This is a genomic window from Variovorax boronicumulans (genome assembly GCF_040544675.1).
In the GTDB taxonomy this organism is placed as follows: domain Bacteria; phylum Pseudomonadota; class Gammaproteobacteria; order Burkholderiales; family Burkholderiaceae_C; genus Variovorax; species Variovorax boronicumulans_D.
Genome location: NZ_JBEPKK010000005.1, coordinates 105,782 through 121,030, shown reverse-complemented (window position 1 = coordinate 121,030; position 15,249 = coordinate 105,782). Strand labels below are relative to the sequence as shown.

Sequence of the window (15,249 nt, the reverse complement as noted above, 5' to 3'; positions counted from 1 at the left end):
CGGTCAGCTGTGTCCTTTTTCTTTTTCTTCGGCGGGTGTGGCGAGAAAGACGCCGTAGGGCGCCAGCGTGAGCATGCGCCTTTCGCCGTCGGCCTCGAAAGTAGCGGCTTCGGACAGCGGATGGCCCTGCAACGGCACCAGCGTTTCGCGCAACGGCAACGACACCGGCGCGCTCCCCAGGTTGAATACCGCCTGCAGCGACTGGTTCCCCTGGCGCCGCTCGAACCACAGCACGGGCTCGGGCGCGTCGAAGAAGGCGATGCGGCCGGTGCGCAGCAGCGGCTGCGTGCGGCGCCAGCGCAGCAGGGCGCGGCTGAAGGCCAGCATCGAGTGCGGGTCGTCGGCCTGGTTGTCAACCGCCAGCGGCAGGTGTGCGCCGAACACGGGCAGCCATGGCGTGCCGGTGGTGAAGCCGCCGTGCGGCAGATCGGCTTGCCAGGTCATCGGCGTGCGGCAGCCGTCGCGGCCCTTGAACTCGGGCCAGAAGGCGCGGCCGTAAGGGTCCTGCAGCAGCTCGAATGGCACCTCGGCCTCGGGCAGTCCGAGTTCCTCGCCCTGGTAGATGCTGGCGCTGCCGCGCAGCGTGAGCAGCAGCATGAGCCAGAGCCGGTCGCGCCGTGTGTCCGCCGCACCGCCATTGTTCCAGCGCGTGGCCACGCGCGGCACGTCGTGGTTCGACACCGCCCAGCAGCCCCAGCCGCCCGTGGGCGCCAGCGCATGGTCGAGCGCCTCGACCTGGTGGCGGATGTGCCCGGCGCTGTGGTCCGCCGTCAGCAGGCTGAAGCTGTAGGCCAGGTGCAGGCGTTTGCCGAACTCGGTGTACTGCGCCATGACGGGCGGCGCGTTCTCGTCGCCGACCTCGCCCAGCGCCACCGCGCCGTAGCCGTCGAGCAGGCGGCGCAGGCTTTCGAGAAAAGCCAGGTTCTCGGTCTGGCTCTTGTCGTACAGGTGCTGCTGCATCGCATAGGGGTTGTCGGCGCGCACCGTGCTCACTTCGCCGATGGACGCGAGCGAGGCCGGCGGGTTGTCGCGCAGCAGCGCGTCGTGGAACTGGTGGTTGCAGGCGTCGAAGCGAAAGCCGTCCACGCCGCGTTCGCACCAGAAGCGCACCTCGCCGAGCAGGGCCTGCTGCACTTGCGCGCAATGGAAGTTGAGGTCGGGCTGCTCGGCGAGGAAGCTGTGCAGGTAGTACTGCCTGCGGCGCGAATCCCACTGCCAGGCCGAGCCGCCGAAGACCGAGAGCCAGTTGGTGGGCGGCGTGCCGTCGGGCTTGGGATCGGCCCACACGTACCAGTCGGCCTTGGGGTTGTCGCGGCTCGACCGGCTCTCGGCGAACCAGGCGTGCCGGTCGGAGGTGTGCGAGAGCACCTGGTCGATGATGAGCTTGAGCCCCAGCGCATGCATGCGCGCGAGCATCGCGTCGAAGTCGGCGAGCGTGCCGAAGATCGGATCGACCGCCCGGTAGTCGGACACGTCGTAGCCGAAGTCCTTCATCGGCGAGCTGAAAAAGGGCGAGACCCAGACCGCATCGACGCCCAGGCTCGCCACATGGTCGAGCCGGGCCGTGATGCCGGGCAGGTCGCCGATGCCGTCGCCGTTGCTGTCCATGAAGCTGCGCGGGTAGATCTGGTAGATCACCGCGCCGCGCCACCATTCGCCATTGCTGCTCTCGCTGCTGCTGCCCATGCCTGCCCCTGTGGTCGGAATTCATTGTGGCATGCGAGATTCGGGCCAGTGATGCGCCCTCGGGGGCTGCCGTGCGCGGCTTCGGCAGGCCGCGAAGCTTTCTACACTGGGCGCTGTTTCCGTTCTTCCAAATGACGACACCAGATTCCGCTTCATCCCTCGCCGCGCTCGAGGCGCGCCTTGCCCAGGACCTCGACTACCTCGGCTTCCCCGGCCGCCAGTGGATGCCCGTGCGGCAGGTGGCGGGCGAGGCGATGGTGGACGTGGCCGTCATCGGCGGCGGACAGGCCGGCCTCGCAGCCTCGGTGGCGCTGGCGCAGCAGGGCATCCGCACGGTGGTGTTCGACCGCTCGCCCGAGGGGCACGAAGGCCCCTGGGCCACCACGGCGCGCATGGAGACGCTGCGCTCGCCCAAGGAACTCACCGGCCCCGCGCTGGGCCTGCCGGCGCTCACATTCCGTGCGTGGTTCGAAGCGCAGTTCGGGCGCGAGGCCTGGGCCGCGATGGACAAGATCCCGCGCCTTCAATGGATGGACTACCTGGCCTGGTACCGGCGCGTGATGAAGGTGGACGTGCGCAACGACACGGCGGTCACCGGCATCCGTCCGCTGCCCGATGGCACGGCCGTGCGGCTCGACCTGCGAACGCCGGCTGGCGTTGCCAGCGTGCTCGCGCGCCGCGTCGTGCTGGCCACCGGCCGCGATGGGCTCGGCGGCCCGGCGGTTCCGGCGTTCGTCAACGCGTTGCCGCGCTCGCAATGGGCGCACTCCTCCGACGCGATGGACTACGGGCGGCTTGCCGGCCTGCGGGTCGGCGTGATCGGCGCGGGTTCGTCGGCGATGGACAGCGCGGCCACTGCGCTGGAAGCGGGTGCGAAGAGCGTCGAACTGCTGATCCGCCGCGCCGACCTGCCGCGCGTCAACAAGAGCAAGGGCGCGGGCGTGCCCGGCCTCACGCAGGGGCACTTCGACCTGCCCGACGCGCTGAAATGGCGCATCCGCCACTACATCAACGTGGCGAACGTGCCGCCGCCGCACGGCAGCACGCTGCGGGTGTCGGCATTTCCGAATGCGTTCTTCAACTTCGGCTGCCCGGTGCTGTCGATTGCGCCGCGGGGCACGGCCATGCGCGTGACCACGCCCAAGGGCGATTTCGAGTTCGACTTTCTCATCGTCTCGACCGGCTTCAAGGTCGATTGGCCGAATCGCCCCGAGTTCGACGCCATTGCCCCCCACGTGCGCACATGGAAAGACCGCTTCGTGCCCCCGCCCGGCGACGAAGACCAGGAACTCGCCGATTCGCCGGACCTCGGCCCGGTCTTCGAATTCCAGCAGCGCGTGGCCGGCAACTGCCCGGGGCTCGCACGGATCCATTGCTTCTGCTATCCGGCGGCGCTGTCGCACGGCACGGTGTCGGGGGACATTCCGGCGATCAGCGACGGCGCCCGGCGGCTGGCGAACGGCATCGCCAGCCTGTTCTACCGCGAGGATTTCGACCACCACTTCGCCAACCTCGAGGCCTACAGCGAGCCCGAGCTTTTCGGCGATGAATGGGTGCCCGCGCCGCCGCCCGGCGAACGCACCTGAACTGCATACTTTTTTCCTCCCGCAAGGACCCCGAATGACAAATCCTTCCGTGGCACTGCCCGCCATCGACGTGGTCGATGACGCCGTGTCTCTCGCCTCGAACCAGCCGACCTGGACCCTGCGCCGACAGCGCGACAAGGTCGTGGCCGCCACCCAGAGCAGCCACGACGCCATGTTCTCGCAAGAGGTCGAAGGCTTGTCGCGCACCGAGCGCCTGCTGGTCGCGCTGCATGCCTGCCGCGTCTCGAAGGCGCCGGGTCTCGCCGCGCACTACCGCGAGGCGCTGGCGGCCGAGAACGCCGACGCCCTGGTGGCCGACGCGGTGGAGCGCGGCGACATCGCCTCGCTGGCCGATGCGCGCTTGCGCGCGATGCTCGGCTTTGCGGGCAAGCTCATCGAGCGGCCGATCGAGGGCGACCGCGCGGCCATCGAGGCACTGGCGGCGCACGGGCTGTCGACGCCCGCCCTTGTGGCGCTGGCCCAGCTGATCGCTTTTCTCTCGTACCAGGTCCGCGTTGTCGCAGGCCTGAAGGCGCTGGCCGCCGCGGAGGTTTCGGCATGACGCGCCCGATCCGCATCAAGGGTTTCACCAACGAGGTGGTGGGTTGGACGCCCTGGCTGGCCACGGTGGACGTAGCCACCGCCACGCCGGACCAGCTGGCCGCGCTGGACGAGATGAGCCCGCAGGCGCGCACCTCGCCGTACTTCCTGGTGCTCGCGCACCAGCCCGAGATCCTGCTGCAGCGCTCCATCGCCTTCAACGCGATCATGTTCGCGCCCGGTGGCATGCCGCGCGCCGAGCGCGAACTGGGCGCCACGGTGGAATCGCGTGTCAACGGCTGCGTGTACTGCGCCTCGGTGCATGCGCAGCGCTTCGAGCAACTGGCCAAGCGCAACGACGTGATCTCTCAGGTGTTCGAGGAGCCGGCCACCGCGGGCACGACGCCGCGCGAGAAAGCCATCGTCGAGTTCTCGATCAAGCTGGGTGCGGAGCCTGACAAGGTGGCGGTCGAGGACGTTCGCGCGCTGAAAGAGGTCGGGCTGGACGAGCTGGAGATCCTCGACCTGATTCACTCGGTGGCCCTTTTTGCCTGGGCCAACCGCCTGATGCTCAACCTGGGCGAGCCGGTCTTGCCCGCCGACGGGTCATAGGCGGGCGACCAGCCCGGAATCCGCCGGCGACGATTCCGCAGGCCGCCGCCCCTCGGCGCGCAGTGTTTGCCCCCGTTTTTTCGCGAAACACCGCGGAACCGGCTCCGCCGGGCCGCAGGTGTTGCCCCCGGCAGGGGGTTGGAGAAGCGACACGAAGTGCGCGAAGCCTGGGGGCGGGCCTCGTCCAGCGCGATAATCCGCCTTCCCCGGCCGCCTTGCGCCGGGCTCCTGCCGAGCCGACATGAACCCCAGCTACAAACCCAGCGACGTCGAGTCCGCTGCCCAGGCGCAATGGACCGCCGCCGATGCCTACCGCGTCACCGAGGACGCGAGCCGCAAGAAGTACTACGCCTGCTCCATGCTGCCGTACCCCAGCGGCAAGCTGCACATGGGCCATGTGCGCAACTACACCATCAACGACATGCTCACGCGCTACCTGCGCATGAGCGGCTACAACGTGCTGATGCCCATGGGCTGGGACGCCTTCGGCCTGCCGGCCGAGAACGCGGCGCTGAAAAACGGGGTTCCGCCGGCCAAGTGGACCTACGAGAACATCGACTACATGCGCGGCCAGCTCCAGGCCATGGGCCTGGCCATCGACTGGAGCCGCGAGATCGCCACCTGCGATCCGAGCTACTACAAGTGGAACCAGTGGCTGTTCCTGAAGATGCTTGAAAAGGGCATTGCCTACCGCAAGACCCAGGTCGTGAACTGGGACCCGGTCGACCAGACCGTGCTGGCCAACGAGCAGGTGATCGACGGCAAGGGCTGGCGCACCGGCGCCACGGTCGAGCGCCGCGAAATCCCCGGCTACTACCTCAAGATCAGCGACTACGCCCAAGAACTGCTCGAGCACACGCAGCACAAGCTGCCGGGCTGGCCGGAGCGCGTCAAGCTGATGCAGGAAAACTGGATCGGCAAGAGCGAGGGCCTGCGCTTTGCGTTCACGCACGACATCAAGAACGCGAGCGGCGAGCTGATCCAGGACGGCCGCATGTACGTGTTCACCACGCGCGCCGACACGATCATGGGCGTGACTTTCTGCGCCGTGGCGCCGGAGCATCCGCTGGCCGCGCACGCCGCCACGCTCGATCCCAAGGTCGCGGCCTTCATCGAGGAGTGCAAGAACGGCGGCACCACCGAGGCCGAGCTCGCCACGCAGGAAAAGAAGGGCGTGCCCACGGGCCTGACCGTGAAGCACCCGATCACCGACGAGCAGGTGCCGGTGTGGGTGGGCAACTACGTGCTCATCGGCTACGGCGACGGCGCCGTGATGGGCGTGCCCGCGCACGACGAGCGCGACTTCGCCTTCGCCAACAAGTACGGCATCGAGATCATCCAGGTGGTGCTGGTGGACGACGAGCCGCACTTCGACTATCACAAGTGGCAGGACTGGTACGGCGACAAGCAACGCGGCGTGACCATCAACTCCGACAACTTCAGCGGCATGTCGTACAAGGAGGCCGTGGCCGCCGTGGCACATGCGCTGGGCCAGAAGGGCCTGGGCGAGCTGCAGACCACCTGGCGCCTGCGCGACTGGGGCGTGAGCCGCCAGCGCTACTGGGGTACGCCGATCCCGATCATTCATTGCGAAGAACACGGCGCGGTGCCGGTCCCCGAGAAGGACCTGCCCGTGGTGCTGCCCACCGACTGCGTGCCCGACGGTTCCGGCAACCCGCTGGCCAAGCACGAAGGCTTTCACGCCGGCGTGGTCTGCCCCGTGTGCGGCAAGGCCGCGCGGCGCGAGACCGACACCATGGACACCTTCGTGGATTCGTCCTGGTATTTCATGCGCTACTGCGATCCGAAGAACGACCAGGCCATGGTCGCCGAGGGCGCCGACTACTGGATGCCGATGGACCAGTACATCGGCGGCATCGAGCACGCGATTCTTCACCTGCTGTACGCGCGCTTCTGGACCAAGGTGATGCGCGACCTCGGCCTAGTGAAGGCCGACGAGCCCTTCGCCAAGCTGCTGACGCAGGGCATGGTGCTCAACCACATCTTCTACAAGCGCAACGAAAAGGGCGGCAAGGACTACTTCCCGCCGACCGAAGTCACGCCGGTGCTCGACGCGCAGGGCCGCATCACCGGCGGCACCACGGCCGATGGCACGAAGGTGGAGTACGGCGGCGTCGGCAAGATGGGCAAGAGCGAGCGCAACGGCGTCGACCCGCAGGACCTGATCGAGAAGTACGGCGCCGACACCGCGCGCCTGTACACCATGTTCACCGCGCCGCCCGAAGCCACGCTCGAGTGGAACGACGCGGCCGTCGAAGGCAGCTACCGGTTCCTGCGCCGGGTGTGGAACTTCGGGGTGGCGCAGGCCGATGCGCCCAAGGCCGCGCTCGCCGGCCAGACCTTCGGCAAGCCCGCCCAGGCGCTGCGCCGCGAGGTGCACACGGTGCTGCGCCAGGTCGACTACGACTATCAGCGCATGCAATACAACACGGTGGTGTCTGGCGCGATGAAGCTGCTGAATGCGCTCGAAGGCTTCAAGCCCGATGGCAGCGCGGGCGACGCGGCCGCGCTGCGCGAAGGCTTCGGCATCCTGCTGCGCTGCCTGTACCCCGCCACGCCGCACATCGCCCAGCAGCTCTGGGACGAACTCGGCTACGACAAGGACCTCGGCGGCCTGCTCGACGCAGCCTGGCCCACGGTCGACGTCGCCGCGCTTGCGCAGGACGAGATCGAGCTCATGCTGCAGGTCAACGGCAAGCTGCGCGGCAAGCTGCTGGTGCCGGCCGGCGCTTCCAAGGAAGAGATCGAGAAGCTCGCGCTCGCCTGCGACGATTTCGTCGCCTTCGCCGAGGGCGCGCCGCCCAAGCGCGTGATCGTGGTTCCCGGCCGTCTGGTCAACGTGGTCCTTTGAACGATAGAAGCATGAACACTCGCAATGCCTCGCTGCCGCGCCGCGGCTTTCTCCTCGGCCTTGCGGCCACCGGCGCCACGCTGGGGCTGGCCGGCTGCGGCTTCGAGCTGCGCATGGCACCGATCTTCGCGTTCAAGACGCTGTCGCTGGAGGGCAACTCGGCGCTGATCAACCGCGTGCGGCGCGACCTGCGCGCGGCCGGCACGGTGACGCTGGTGGCCAAGGAAGAAGCCCAGACCGCCGACGCCATCCTGAAGGTGCTGGGCGAGGACCGCGACCGCTTCGTGATCTCGACCAACTCGGACGGCGCGCTGCGCGAACTGCAACTGCGCCTGCGCGTGCGCTTCAGCCTGGTCACACCAGGCGGCAAGGAGCTGCTCGCGGCTTCCGAGGTGTCGCAGACGCGCGACCTGAGCTTCAACGAAACCAACGCGCTCGCCAAGGAAGGCGAAGCCGAGTTGCTGTTCCGCGACATGCAGGCCGACATCGCGCAGCAACTGCTGCGCCGCCTGGGCGCCGTCAAGTCGCTCTGAGCGTCTCGCGGCGTTTTCCTTCTTTCTTCGTTCCATGCAACTTGCCAGCGCCCAGCTCGCCGTCCATCTGCAGAAGGGCCTGAAGCCGCTCTACACGATCCACGGCGACGAGCCGCTGCTCGCGCAGGAAGCGGCCGACGCCATCCGCGCCGCCGCGCGCACACAGGGCTACACCGAGCGCAGCTCGTACACCGTGGCCGGCGCGCACTTCGACTGGAGCGCGGTGCTGGCGGCCGGGGGCTCGCTTTCGCTGTTCGCCGACAAACAGATCGTGGAGATACGCATTCCCTCGGGCAAGCCCGGCAAGGACGGCAGCACGGCGCTGCAGCAACTGGCCGAGGCCGCGCCCGGCAACGACAGCACGCTCACGCTGGTGATGCTGCCGCGGCTGGACAAGGCCACGCGCACCGGCGCCTGGTTTTCGGCGCTGGAGAGCAACGGCGTGAGCCTGCAGGTCGAACCGATCGAGCGCGCGGCGCTGCCCCAGTGGATCGCGCAGCGCCTGGCGCTGCAGGGCCAGCGCGTGATGCCCGGCGACGAAGGCCAGCGCACGCTGCAGTTCTTTGCCGACCGCGTCGAAGGCAACCTCCTGGCCGCGCACCAGGAAATCCAGAAGCTCGCGCTGCTGCATCCGGCGGGCGAGCTCGGCTGGGAGCAGGTCGAGGGCGCGGTCAACAACGTGGCGCGCTACGACGTGTTCAAGCTCTCCGAAGCGGTGCTCGCGGGCAACCCGCAGCGCGTGGCCCGCATGCTCGACGGCCTGCAGGCCGAAGGCGAGGCCGAGGTGCTGGTGCACTACACCATCGCCGAAGACATCCGCGCCCTGAAGCGCGTGAAGGACGCCATGGCCGCCGGCCGCCCGCTGCCGATGGCGCTGCGCGAAAACCGCATCTGGGGTCCGCGCGAGCGCGCCTTCGAGCGCGTGCTGCCCCGGCTGGACGACCGCATGCTGGCGCGCCTGCTGCGCGCGGCCCACCTGGTGGACGGCATCTGCAAGGGCCTGAAGCAGCCCGACTGGCCCGCCAGCGGCTGGCAGGCCCTGCAGCGGCTGGCGCTGATGCTGTGCCGCGCGTGCAGCAGCGCACCGGCCGCGGCCGCACGCCGCGCCTGATCCGCTCCTTGATTTCGGTGGCTGAAGCCGCCAAAAGGCTTGCGTAAGCCGGGCTACAGGTCTGCGTGGGAAAATCACTGCATGAACGCGTTCAACGTCAACGAGCACATGCAGACCCTCGGGCTGCAGGCAAAGACCGCTGCTTTCCTCATGGCCCGTGCGGATGCAGCTACTAAAAACATAGCATTGAAGGCGCTCGCCCGGCGCCTGCGCGAAGCCGGTCCGGTGCTGGCGGTGGCCAACCAGAAAGACCTGGAGCGCGCCACCGCCGCCGGCCTCGCGGCCCCGATGGTCGACCGCCTCAAGCTCACCCCGAAGGTCATCGAAACCGTGGCCCTGGGCTGCGAACAGCTCGCCGCCATGGCCGACGTGATCGGCGAGATCATCGGCATGAAGCAGCAGCCCAGCGGCATCCGCGTGGGGCAGATGCGGGTGCCGATCGGCGTGTTCGGCATGATCTACGAGAGCCGCCCCAACGTGACCATCGAGGCCGCGAGCCTGGCGATCAAGAGCGGCAACGCGGCCATCCTGCGTGGCGGTTCGGAAGCCATCGAGTCGAACAAGGCGCTGGCGCTGCTGGTGTCCGAGGCGCTGGCCGAAGCGGGCCTGCCGGTCGAGGCGGTGCAACTGGTGCAGACGACCGACCGCGAAGCCGTGGGCCAGCTCATCGCCATGCCCGAGTTCGTCGATGTGATCATTCCGCGCGGCGGCAAGGGGCTGATCGAGCGCATCAGCCGCGATGCCAAGGTGCCGGTCATCAAGCACCTGGACGGCAATTGCCATGTGTATGTGGACGACACGGCCGTGTTCGACATGGCCTTGCGCATCGTCGACAACGCCAAGACCCAGAAATACAGCCCCTGCAACGCGGCCGAAGGCCTGCTGGTGTCGGCCGCCGTGGCGGAAGACTTCCTGCCGAAGATCGCGGCCATCTTCGCGGCCAAGGGCGTGGAAATGCGCTGCGACCCGGTGGCGGCAAAAATCCTGCGCTCGGGCGAAGCAGCCCCGGCGGATGCGAAGGTGGTCGATGCCGTCGAATCCGACTGGTCCGAGGAATATCTGGCTGCGGTCATCAGCATCAAGGTTGTGGCCGGCGTGGACGAGGCCATTGCGCACATCAACCGCTATTCGAGCCACCACACCGACGCCATCGTCACGCGCGACCATGTGAATGCGCAGCGCTTTTTGCGCGAAGTAGATTCGGCCAGCGTCATGGTCAATGCGAGCACACGCTTCGCCGACGGTTTCGAGTTCGGCCTGGGGGCTGAAATCGGCATCAGCACCGACAAGTTCCATGCCCGCGGCCCGGTCGGCATCGAAGGGCTGACCTCGCTCAAGTACGTGGTGCTGGGCCAGGGCGAAGTGCGGACCTGATGCAAGCCGCAGCTGCTCGTGCGGTCTTGTCATCGGGGCGGCCACCCCCAATTCCTACAATTCCGCTCCACCTCTAAGTACAAATCGAAGAAGGCCGCCGCATGGTTCCGCATCTAGTCACCGCCCTGACCGGCCCGATCAACGAACTGGAGCAGCGCGTGCTGGACTCGATGCCCGCCATCGAGCGCTGGTTCCGGCTCGAATGGATGGAGCACACGCCGCCGTTCTACAGCTCGGTGGACATCCGCAATGCGGGTTTCAAGCTCGCGCCGGTGGACACCAACCTCTTTCCGGGCGGCTGGAACAACCTCACCAAGGAAATGCTGCCGCTGGCGGTGCAGGCCGCGCAGGCTGCCATCGAGAAGATCTGTCCGGAAGCGCGCAACCTGCTCGTCATTCCGGAAAATCACTCCAAAAACACCTTTTATCTCGCCAACATCGCGCAACTGGTGCGCATCTTCCACATGGCGGGGCTCAATGTGCGGGTGGGGTCGGTCGATCCGGCCATCAAGTCGCCCAAGAAGGTCGAATTGCCCAACGGCGAGACCGTCACGCTGGAGCCGGTGGTGCGCACCAAGCGCCGGCTGGGGCTCAAGAACTTCGATCCCTGCACAATTTTGCTGAACAACGAGCTTTCTGCAGGAACGCCGGGCATCCTCGAAGATCTTCACGAGCAGTATCTGCTGCCGCCGCTGCATGCGGGCTGGTCGGTGCGGCGCAAAAGCAACCATCTGCACAGCTACGAAGAGCTGTCCAAGCGCCTGGGCAAACTGCTGGGCATCGACCCCTGGCTCATCAACCCGATCTATGCGCGCGCCGAAGGCGTGGATGTGGCCGAGGGCCGCGGCATCGACGTGCTGACCAGCCATGTGGACGCGGTGCTCACCAAGGTGCGCCGCAAGTACAAGGAATACGGCATCAACGAAAAGCCCTTCGTGGTCGTCAAGGGCGGACACAGCGGCAGCGGCAGCCCCGGCGTGGTGACGGTGCGCGACGCCAAGGAGGTCGAGGCGCTGATCGGCAAGTCGCGCACCAGCACCTCCTCGGCTGCCAAAACCTCTGCCGGACGCGACCTGCGCGAGCCGACCGAACTCATCGTGCAGGAAGGCGTGCTCACCAACGAGCGTGTGCACAACGGCGTGGCCGAACCGGTGGTCTACATGATGGACCGCTACGTGGTGGGCGGCTTCTACCGCGTGCACGCCGGGCAGGCGGCCGACGAAAACCTCAAGCTGCCGGACGCGAGCTACGTGCCGCTGGCCTTCTCGGAAAGCACCCACTTGCCCCAGCCCGGTGCCAAGCCCGGTGCGAGCGCGCCGAACCGCTTCTACATGTACGGCGTGGTCGGCCGCCTGGCCATGGTCGCGGCCAGCTACGAAATGGAAGCGACCGACCCGGACGCCGAAATCTACGAATGATTGGGGTTGCTGCGTTGCGCCAGTGGCGGGCAACGGCAAAATAGCGGCCCCACAGCAAAGGAAACAAGAGGGCGGGAGGGGTGAGGCGCGGCGGAGCATGAGCTCGGCCGCCATGACACCCCCGCGTGTCCGACACGTCGATCCCCACCGGCCTGCCCTTTTCCATCGACCTCGTGTCAGCCCCCAAATCTCTTTCAGCCGGCCTGATCGTCGGCGCCATCGGCGTCGTCTACGGCGACATCGGCACCAGCGTCCTGTATGCCGTCAAGGAAGTGTTCGGCCACGGCCATGTGCCGTTCACCGTCGAAAACGTCTACGGCATCCTCTCGATGTTCTTCTGGACGCTCACCGTCATTGTTTCCATCAAGTACGTGGTGCTGGTGCTGCGCGCCGACAACGAAGGCGAGGGCGGCCTGGTCGCCATGCTGGCGCTGGCGTCCCGCGCGGTGGCCGACAAGCCCCGCCTGCGCCAGGTGCTGCTGGTGATCGGCATCTTCGGCACCTCGCTCTTCTACGGCGACGGCGTCATCACGCCGGCCATCTCGGTGCTGTCGGCGGTCGAAGGCCTGGAGGTGGTGTCGCCGCACTTCAAGCACTACGTGATCCCGATCACCCTGGTCGTGCTGTTCTGCCTTTTTGCCGTGCAGAAGCGCGGTACCGCGGGCATCGGCAAGTTCTTCGGGCCGATCACCCTGACGTGGTTCGTGGCCATCGCGGTGCTGGGCGTATGGCAGATCCTGCATCACCCCGAAATCGTGAAGGCGCTCAATCCCTGGTACGCGCTGAAATTCATCTGGGACAACCCAGGCACCAGCTTCATCCTGCTGGGCGCCATGGTGCTGTGCGTGACCGGCGCGGAGGCGCTGTACGCCGACCTGGGGCACTTCGGAAAGAAGCCGATCCGCATCGCCTGGTTCTCGGTGGTCATGCCGGCGCTCACGCTCAACTACCTGGGCCAGGGCGCGCTGCTGCTGGAGAACCCCGAGGCGGTGAAGAATCCCTTCTTCATGATGGCGCCCGAGTGGGCGCTGATTCCGCTGGTGCTGCTGGCCACGCTGTCCACGGTGATCGCGTCGCAGGCGCTCATCACCGGCGCGTTCAGCGTCACGCGCCAGGTGATCCAGCTGGGTTACCTGCCGCGCCTGAGCATCGAACACACCAGCGTGCGCACCGCGGGGCAGATCTACATTCCGCTGGTCAACTGGGGCCTGTTCGTCGCCATCGTGCTGGCGGTCGTGATGTTCCGCACATCGAGCAGCCTGGCCGCCGCCTACGGCATTGCAGTGACCACCGACATGCTCATCACCACGGTGCTGACCTTCTTCGTGATCCGCTACGCGTGGAAGCTGCCGCTGGCGCTGTGCATCGGGGCGACGGCGGTCTTTTTCATCGTCGACTTCCTGTTCTTCGCGTCGAACCTGCTCAAGCTGTTCGAGGGCGGCTGGTTCCCGCTTCTGATCGGCGGCTTCGTCTTCACGCTGATGATCACCTGGAAGGAAGGTCGCCGCCTGATGGGCGAGGTGCAGCGCGCCGATGCCATCGAGCTCAAGGCCTTTCTCGATTCGGTGTTCGTGAGCCCGCCGGCGCGCGTCGAAGGCACGGCGGTGTTCCTCACGGCCGAGCCCGGCACGGTGCCCAACGCGCTGCTGCACAACCTCAAGCACAACAAGGTGCTGCACGAGCAGAACATGTTCGTCACCGTGCGCAACCACGAGGTGCCGTGGATTCCGATGGACAAGCGCATCGCCATCGAGCCGCTGGGCAACCATTGCTGGCAGGTGATCGTGCACTACGGTTTCAAGAACGACATCGACCTGCCGCGCGCCCTGGAGCATGCGCGCCTGCGCGGCTGCCAGCTGGAGCCGATGACGACCAGCTACTTCCTCTCGCGCGACGTGGTCATCCCCACGCTGGGCAGCGGCATGGCGCCGTGGCGCGAGAAGCTGTTTGCGCAGATGCACCACAACGCGAGCGGCGCGGCGGCGTTCCTGGGGCTGCCGAACAATGCGGTGGTGGAGTTGGGGTCGAAGATCGAGATCTGACGCGGAGGGGGCGATGCCCCTTCAGCCGAAGTCCCCGGGCCGCTCCGCCGCGAGCTGCGTCATGTGCGACGCGATCGCCCCCGGCGTCGTGAACCAGATCTCGCCGCGATCCCGCGCCCGCGCCAGGTGCGCGAGCGCCGTGCGCAGATGCCGCAGCCTGTAGGGCTGTCCCACGATGTAGGGATGCAGCGCCAGCCCCATCACCAGCGGCTGCGCGCGCGACTGCTCCAGCATCTCGTCGAAGTTGTCGACCACCATCGCGCTGAAATCCTTCGCGTCCATCAGCCGGCCCACGATCATCGGAATGTCGTTGAGCTCCTGCGGATAAGGCACCGACCAGATCGCGCCGCCCCCGCGCGTGCGCATTCGCACCGGCTGGTCGTCGTGGCACCAGTTGAGCGTGTAGCCGTAGCCGGTCTCGGCGAGCAGGTCGGGCGTGACGGCGCTCTCCGAGATCCACGGCGACAACCACCCGGCGGGCGACTGTCCGCTCTCGCGCAGCATGCGTTCGCGGCAGCGCATCAGCAGCGCGCGTTCGTGTTCTTCGTCGAGCGCGCCCTGGCGTTCCGCGTTGCTGTGGCCGTGGCCGATCAGTTCGTCGCCGCGCGCGACGCACGTCTCAACCAGCTCCGGGCAGTGGTCGTACAGCGCGGTGTTGATGAGCGCACCGGTCGGCAGCGCGAGCGCATCGAAAAGTTCGAGGCAACGCCACGCGCCCACGCGGTTGCCGTATTCGCGCCAGCCGTGGTTCAGCACATCGGGCTGCGGCGAAGCCGGGCCGATGCAGGCGCCCAGGCCGTCGCCGAAAGCGAAGTGCTCGATGTTGAAGCCCAGGTACACCGCCAGCCGCGCGCCGTTCGGCCAGGTGTAGTCGGGGCGCCGTGTGATCGGGCGGTAGTCGAAGCGGTCGTGCGAGGGCAGCAGGTCGGGCCAGCGTGTCGTCATGCGCCCGGCCTCACAGCACCGCGAGCCCGGCGCGCACCAGCAGCCATTCGGCGCTGTCGTTCCACACGTCCATCTGCACGATGAGCCCGTGGCTCACCACGTAACGGTCCACATAGCGGTTGCCTTCGAAGGGCGTGCCGTCGGGCCAGGCGCCGTAGAGCGTGCCCAGGCTGTAGACCACCGTGGCCTCGGGCGTGCCGCCGGCCACCGTTTCGGTGCGTTCTATCTTCTTCTTGACCCAGGCGTAGCGCTTGGCATTGAAGGCCGAGGTGTCGCCGGGCGCATGCATTTCGCGGTTGCCGGTGAAGCGGATGCGGATGCCGGGCGCGGTGAAGCGCGAGGCCGATTGGGGGTCGGGAATCATCACAAGCCGAAGGAATTCGTCGACGACTGCGGCGGGATCGAGCGGGGCGGGGGTGTCCATGGTTCTCCAATCGTGGGGGGCCAAGCCGTGCGTGGCCGTGCCTGGCGAAAAGCGTACCCGGAACCGCCGCAATTCCTGTGCCGAATGGGCGTGCAAGGCGCCCGGC

The 15,249-nt window shown here is 67.4% G+C and carries 12 protein-coding genes; 9 read left to right on the top strand and 3 right to left on the bottom strand.

All coding sequences use genetic code 11. The features are described 5' to 3' along the window. Positions 1–3: 3 nt before the first annotated feature. Positions 4–1,686 carry an alpha-glucosidase gene (locus ABIC90_RS11250; protein ID WP_354354196.1) on the bottom strand — a complete coding sequence of 561 codons (1,683 nt, stop codon included), beginning with the start codon at positions 1,684–1,686 and terminating at the stop codon, positions 4–6. 131 nt (positions 1,687–1,817) lie between these two features. Here ABIC90_RS11250 and ABIC90_RS11245 point away from each other — a divergent pair, with 131 nt between their 5' ends. From ABIC90_RS11245 to ABIC90_RS11205, 9 genes are all read left to right on the top strand, one after another. Further along, a complete protein-coding gene (locus tag ABIC90_RS11245) occupies positions 1,818–3,272 on the top strand; it encodes an NAD(P)/FAD-dependent oxidoreductase (RefSeq protein WP_354354195.1) in 1,455 nt (484 codons plus the stop codon). Between the two features lie 34 nt (positions 3,273–3,306). Beyond that, positions 3,307–3,834: a CMD domain-containing protein gene (locus ABIC90_RS11240; RefSeq protein WP_354354194.1), complete on the top strand. Its 528-nt coding sequence runs from the start codon at positions 3,307–3,309 to the stop codon at positions 3,832–3,834. Then, complete coding sequence (locus tag ABIC90_RS11235; RefSeq protein WP_354354193.1) at positions 3,831–4,424, top strand: peroxidase-related enzyme; 594 nt, start codon at positions 3,831–3,833, stop codon at positions 4,422–4,424. Before ABIC90_RS11240 ends, ABIC90_RS11235 begins: the two co-directional genes overlap by 4 nt. Before the next feature lie 241 nt (positions 4,425–4,665). Then, a complete protein-coding gene (gene leuS, locus ABIC90_RS11230) occupies positions 4,666–7,296 on the top strand; it encodes a leucine--tRNA ligase (protein WP_354354192.1) in 2,631 nt (876 codons plus the stop codon). 11 nt (positions 7,297–7,307) lie between these two features. Continuing rightward, positions 7,308–7,829 carry an LPS assembly lipoprotein LptE gene (gene lptE / locus ABIC90_RS11225; protein WP_354354191.1) on the top strand — a complete coding sequence of 174 codons (522 nt, stop codon included), beginning with the start codon at positions 7,308–7,310 and terminating at the stop codon, positions 7,827–7,829. Positions 7,830–7,863: 34 nt separating this feature from the next. Further along, on the top strand, positions 7,864–8,940 hold the full coding sequence (gene holA / locus ABIC90_RS11220) for a DNA polymerase III subunit delta (protein WP_354354190.1): 1,077 nt from the start codon (positions 7,864–7,866) through the stop codon (positions 8,938–8,940). Positions 8,941–9,021: 81 nt separating this feature from the next. Then, entirely contained in the window at positions 9,022–10,314 is a 1,293-nt protein-coding gene (locus ABIC90_RS11215) for a glutamate-5-semialdehyde dehydrogenase (RefSeq protein ID WP_354354189.1), read from the top strand. A gap of 101 nt (positions 10,315–10,415) precedes the next feature. Then, positions 10,416–11,732 (top strand): glutamate--cysteine ligase, encoded by a 1,317-nt coding sequence (gshA, locus tag ABIC90_RS11210; protein ID WP_354354188.1) that lies wholly within the window; start codon positions 10,416–10,418, stop codon positions 11,730–11,732. A gap of 173 nt (positions 11,733–11,905) precedes the next feature. Beyond that, on the top strand, positions 11,906–13,774 hold the full coding sequence (locus tag ABIC90_RS11205) for a potassium transporter Kup (protein ID WP_354354433.1): 1,869 nt from the start codon (positions 11,906–11,908) through the stop codon (positions 13,772–13,774). Positions 13,775–13,795: 21 nt separating this feature from the next. Here ABIC90_RS11205 and ABIC90_RS11200 read toward each other — a convergent pair whose 3' ends face one another. Together ABIC90_RS11200 and ABIC90_RS11195 are read right to left on the bottom strand one after the other, a co-directional pair. Next, positions 13,796–14,719, bottom strand: a complete 924-nt coding sequence (locus ABIC90_RS11200) for a polysaccharide deacetylase family protein (RefSeq protein ID WP_354354187.1) — start codon at positions 14,717–14,719, stop codon at positions 13,796–13,798. A gap of 10 nt (positions 14,720–14,729) precedes the next feature. Beyond that, complete coding sequence (locus ABIC90_RS11195; protein WP_354354186.1) at positions 14,730–15,143, bottom strand: nuclear transport factor 2 family protein; 414 nt, start codon at positions 15,141–15,143, stop codon at positions 14,730–14,732. Positions 15,144–15,249 lie beyond the last annotated feature (106 nt).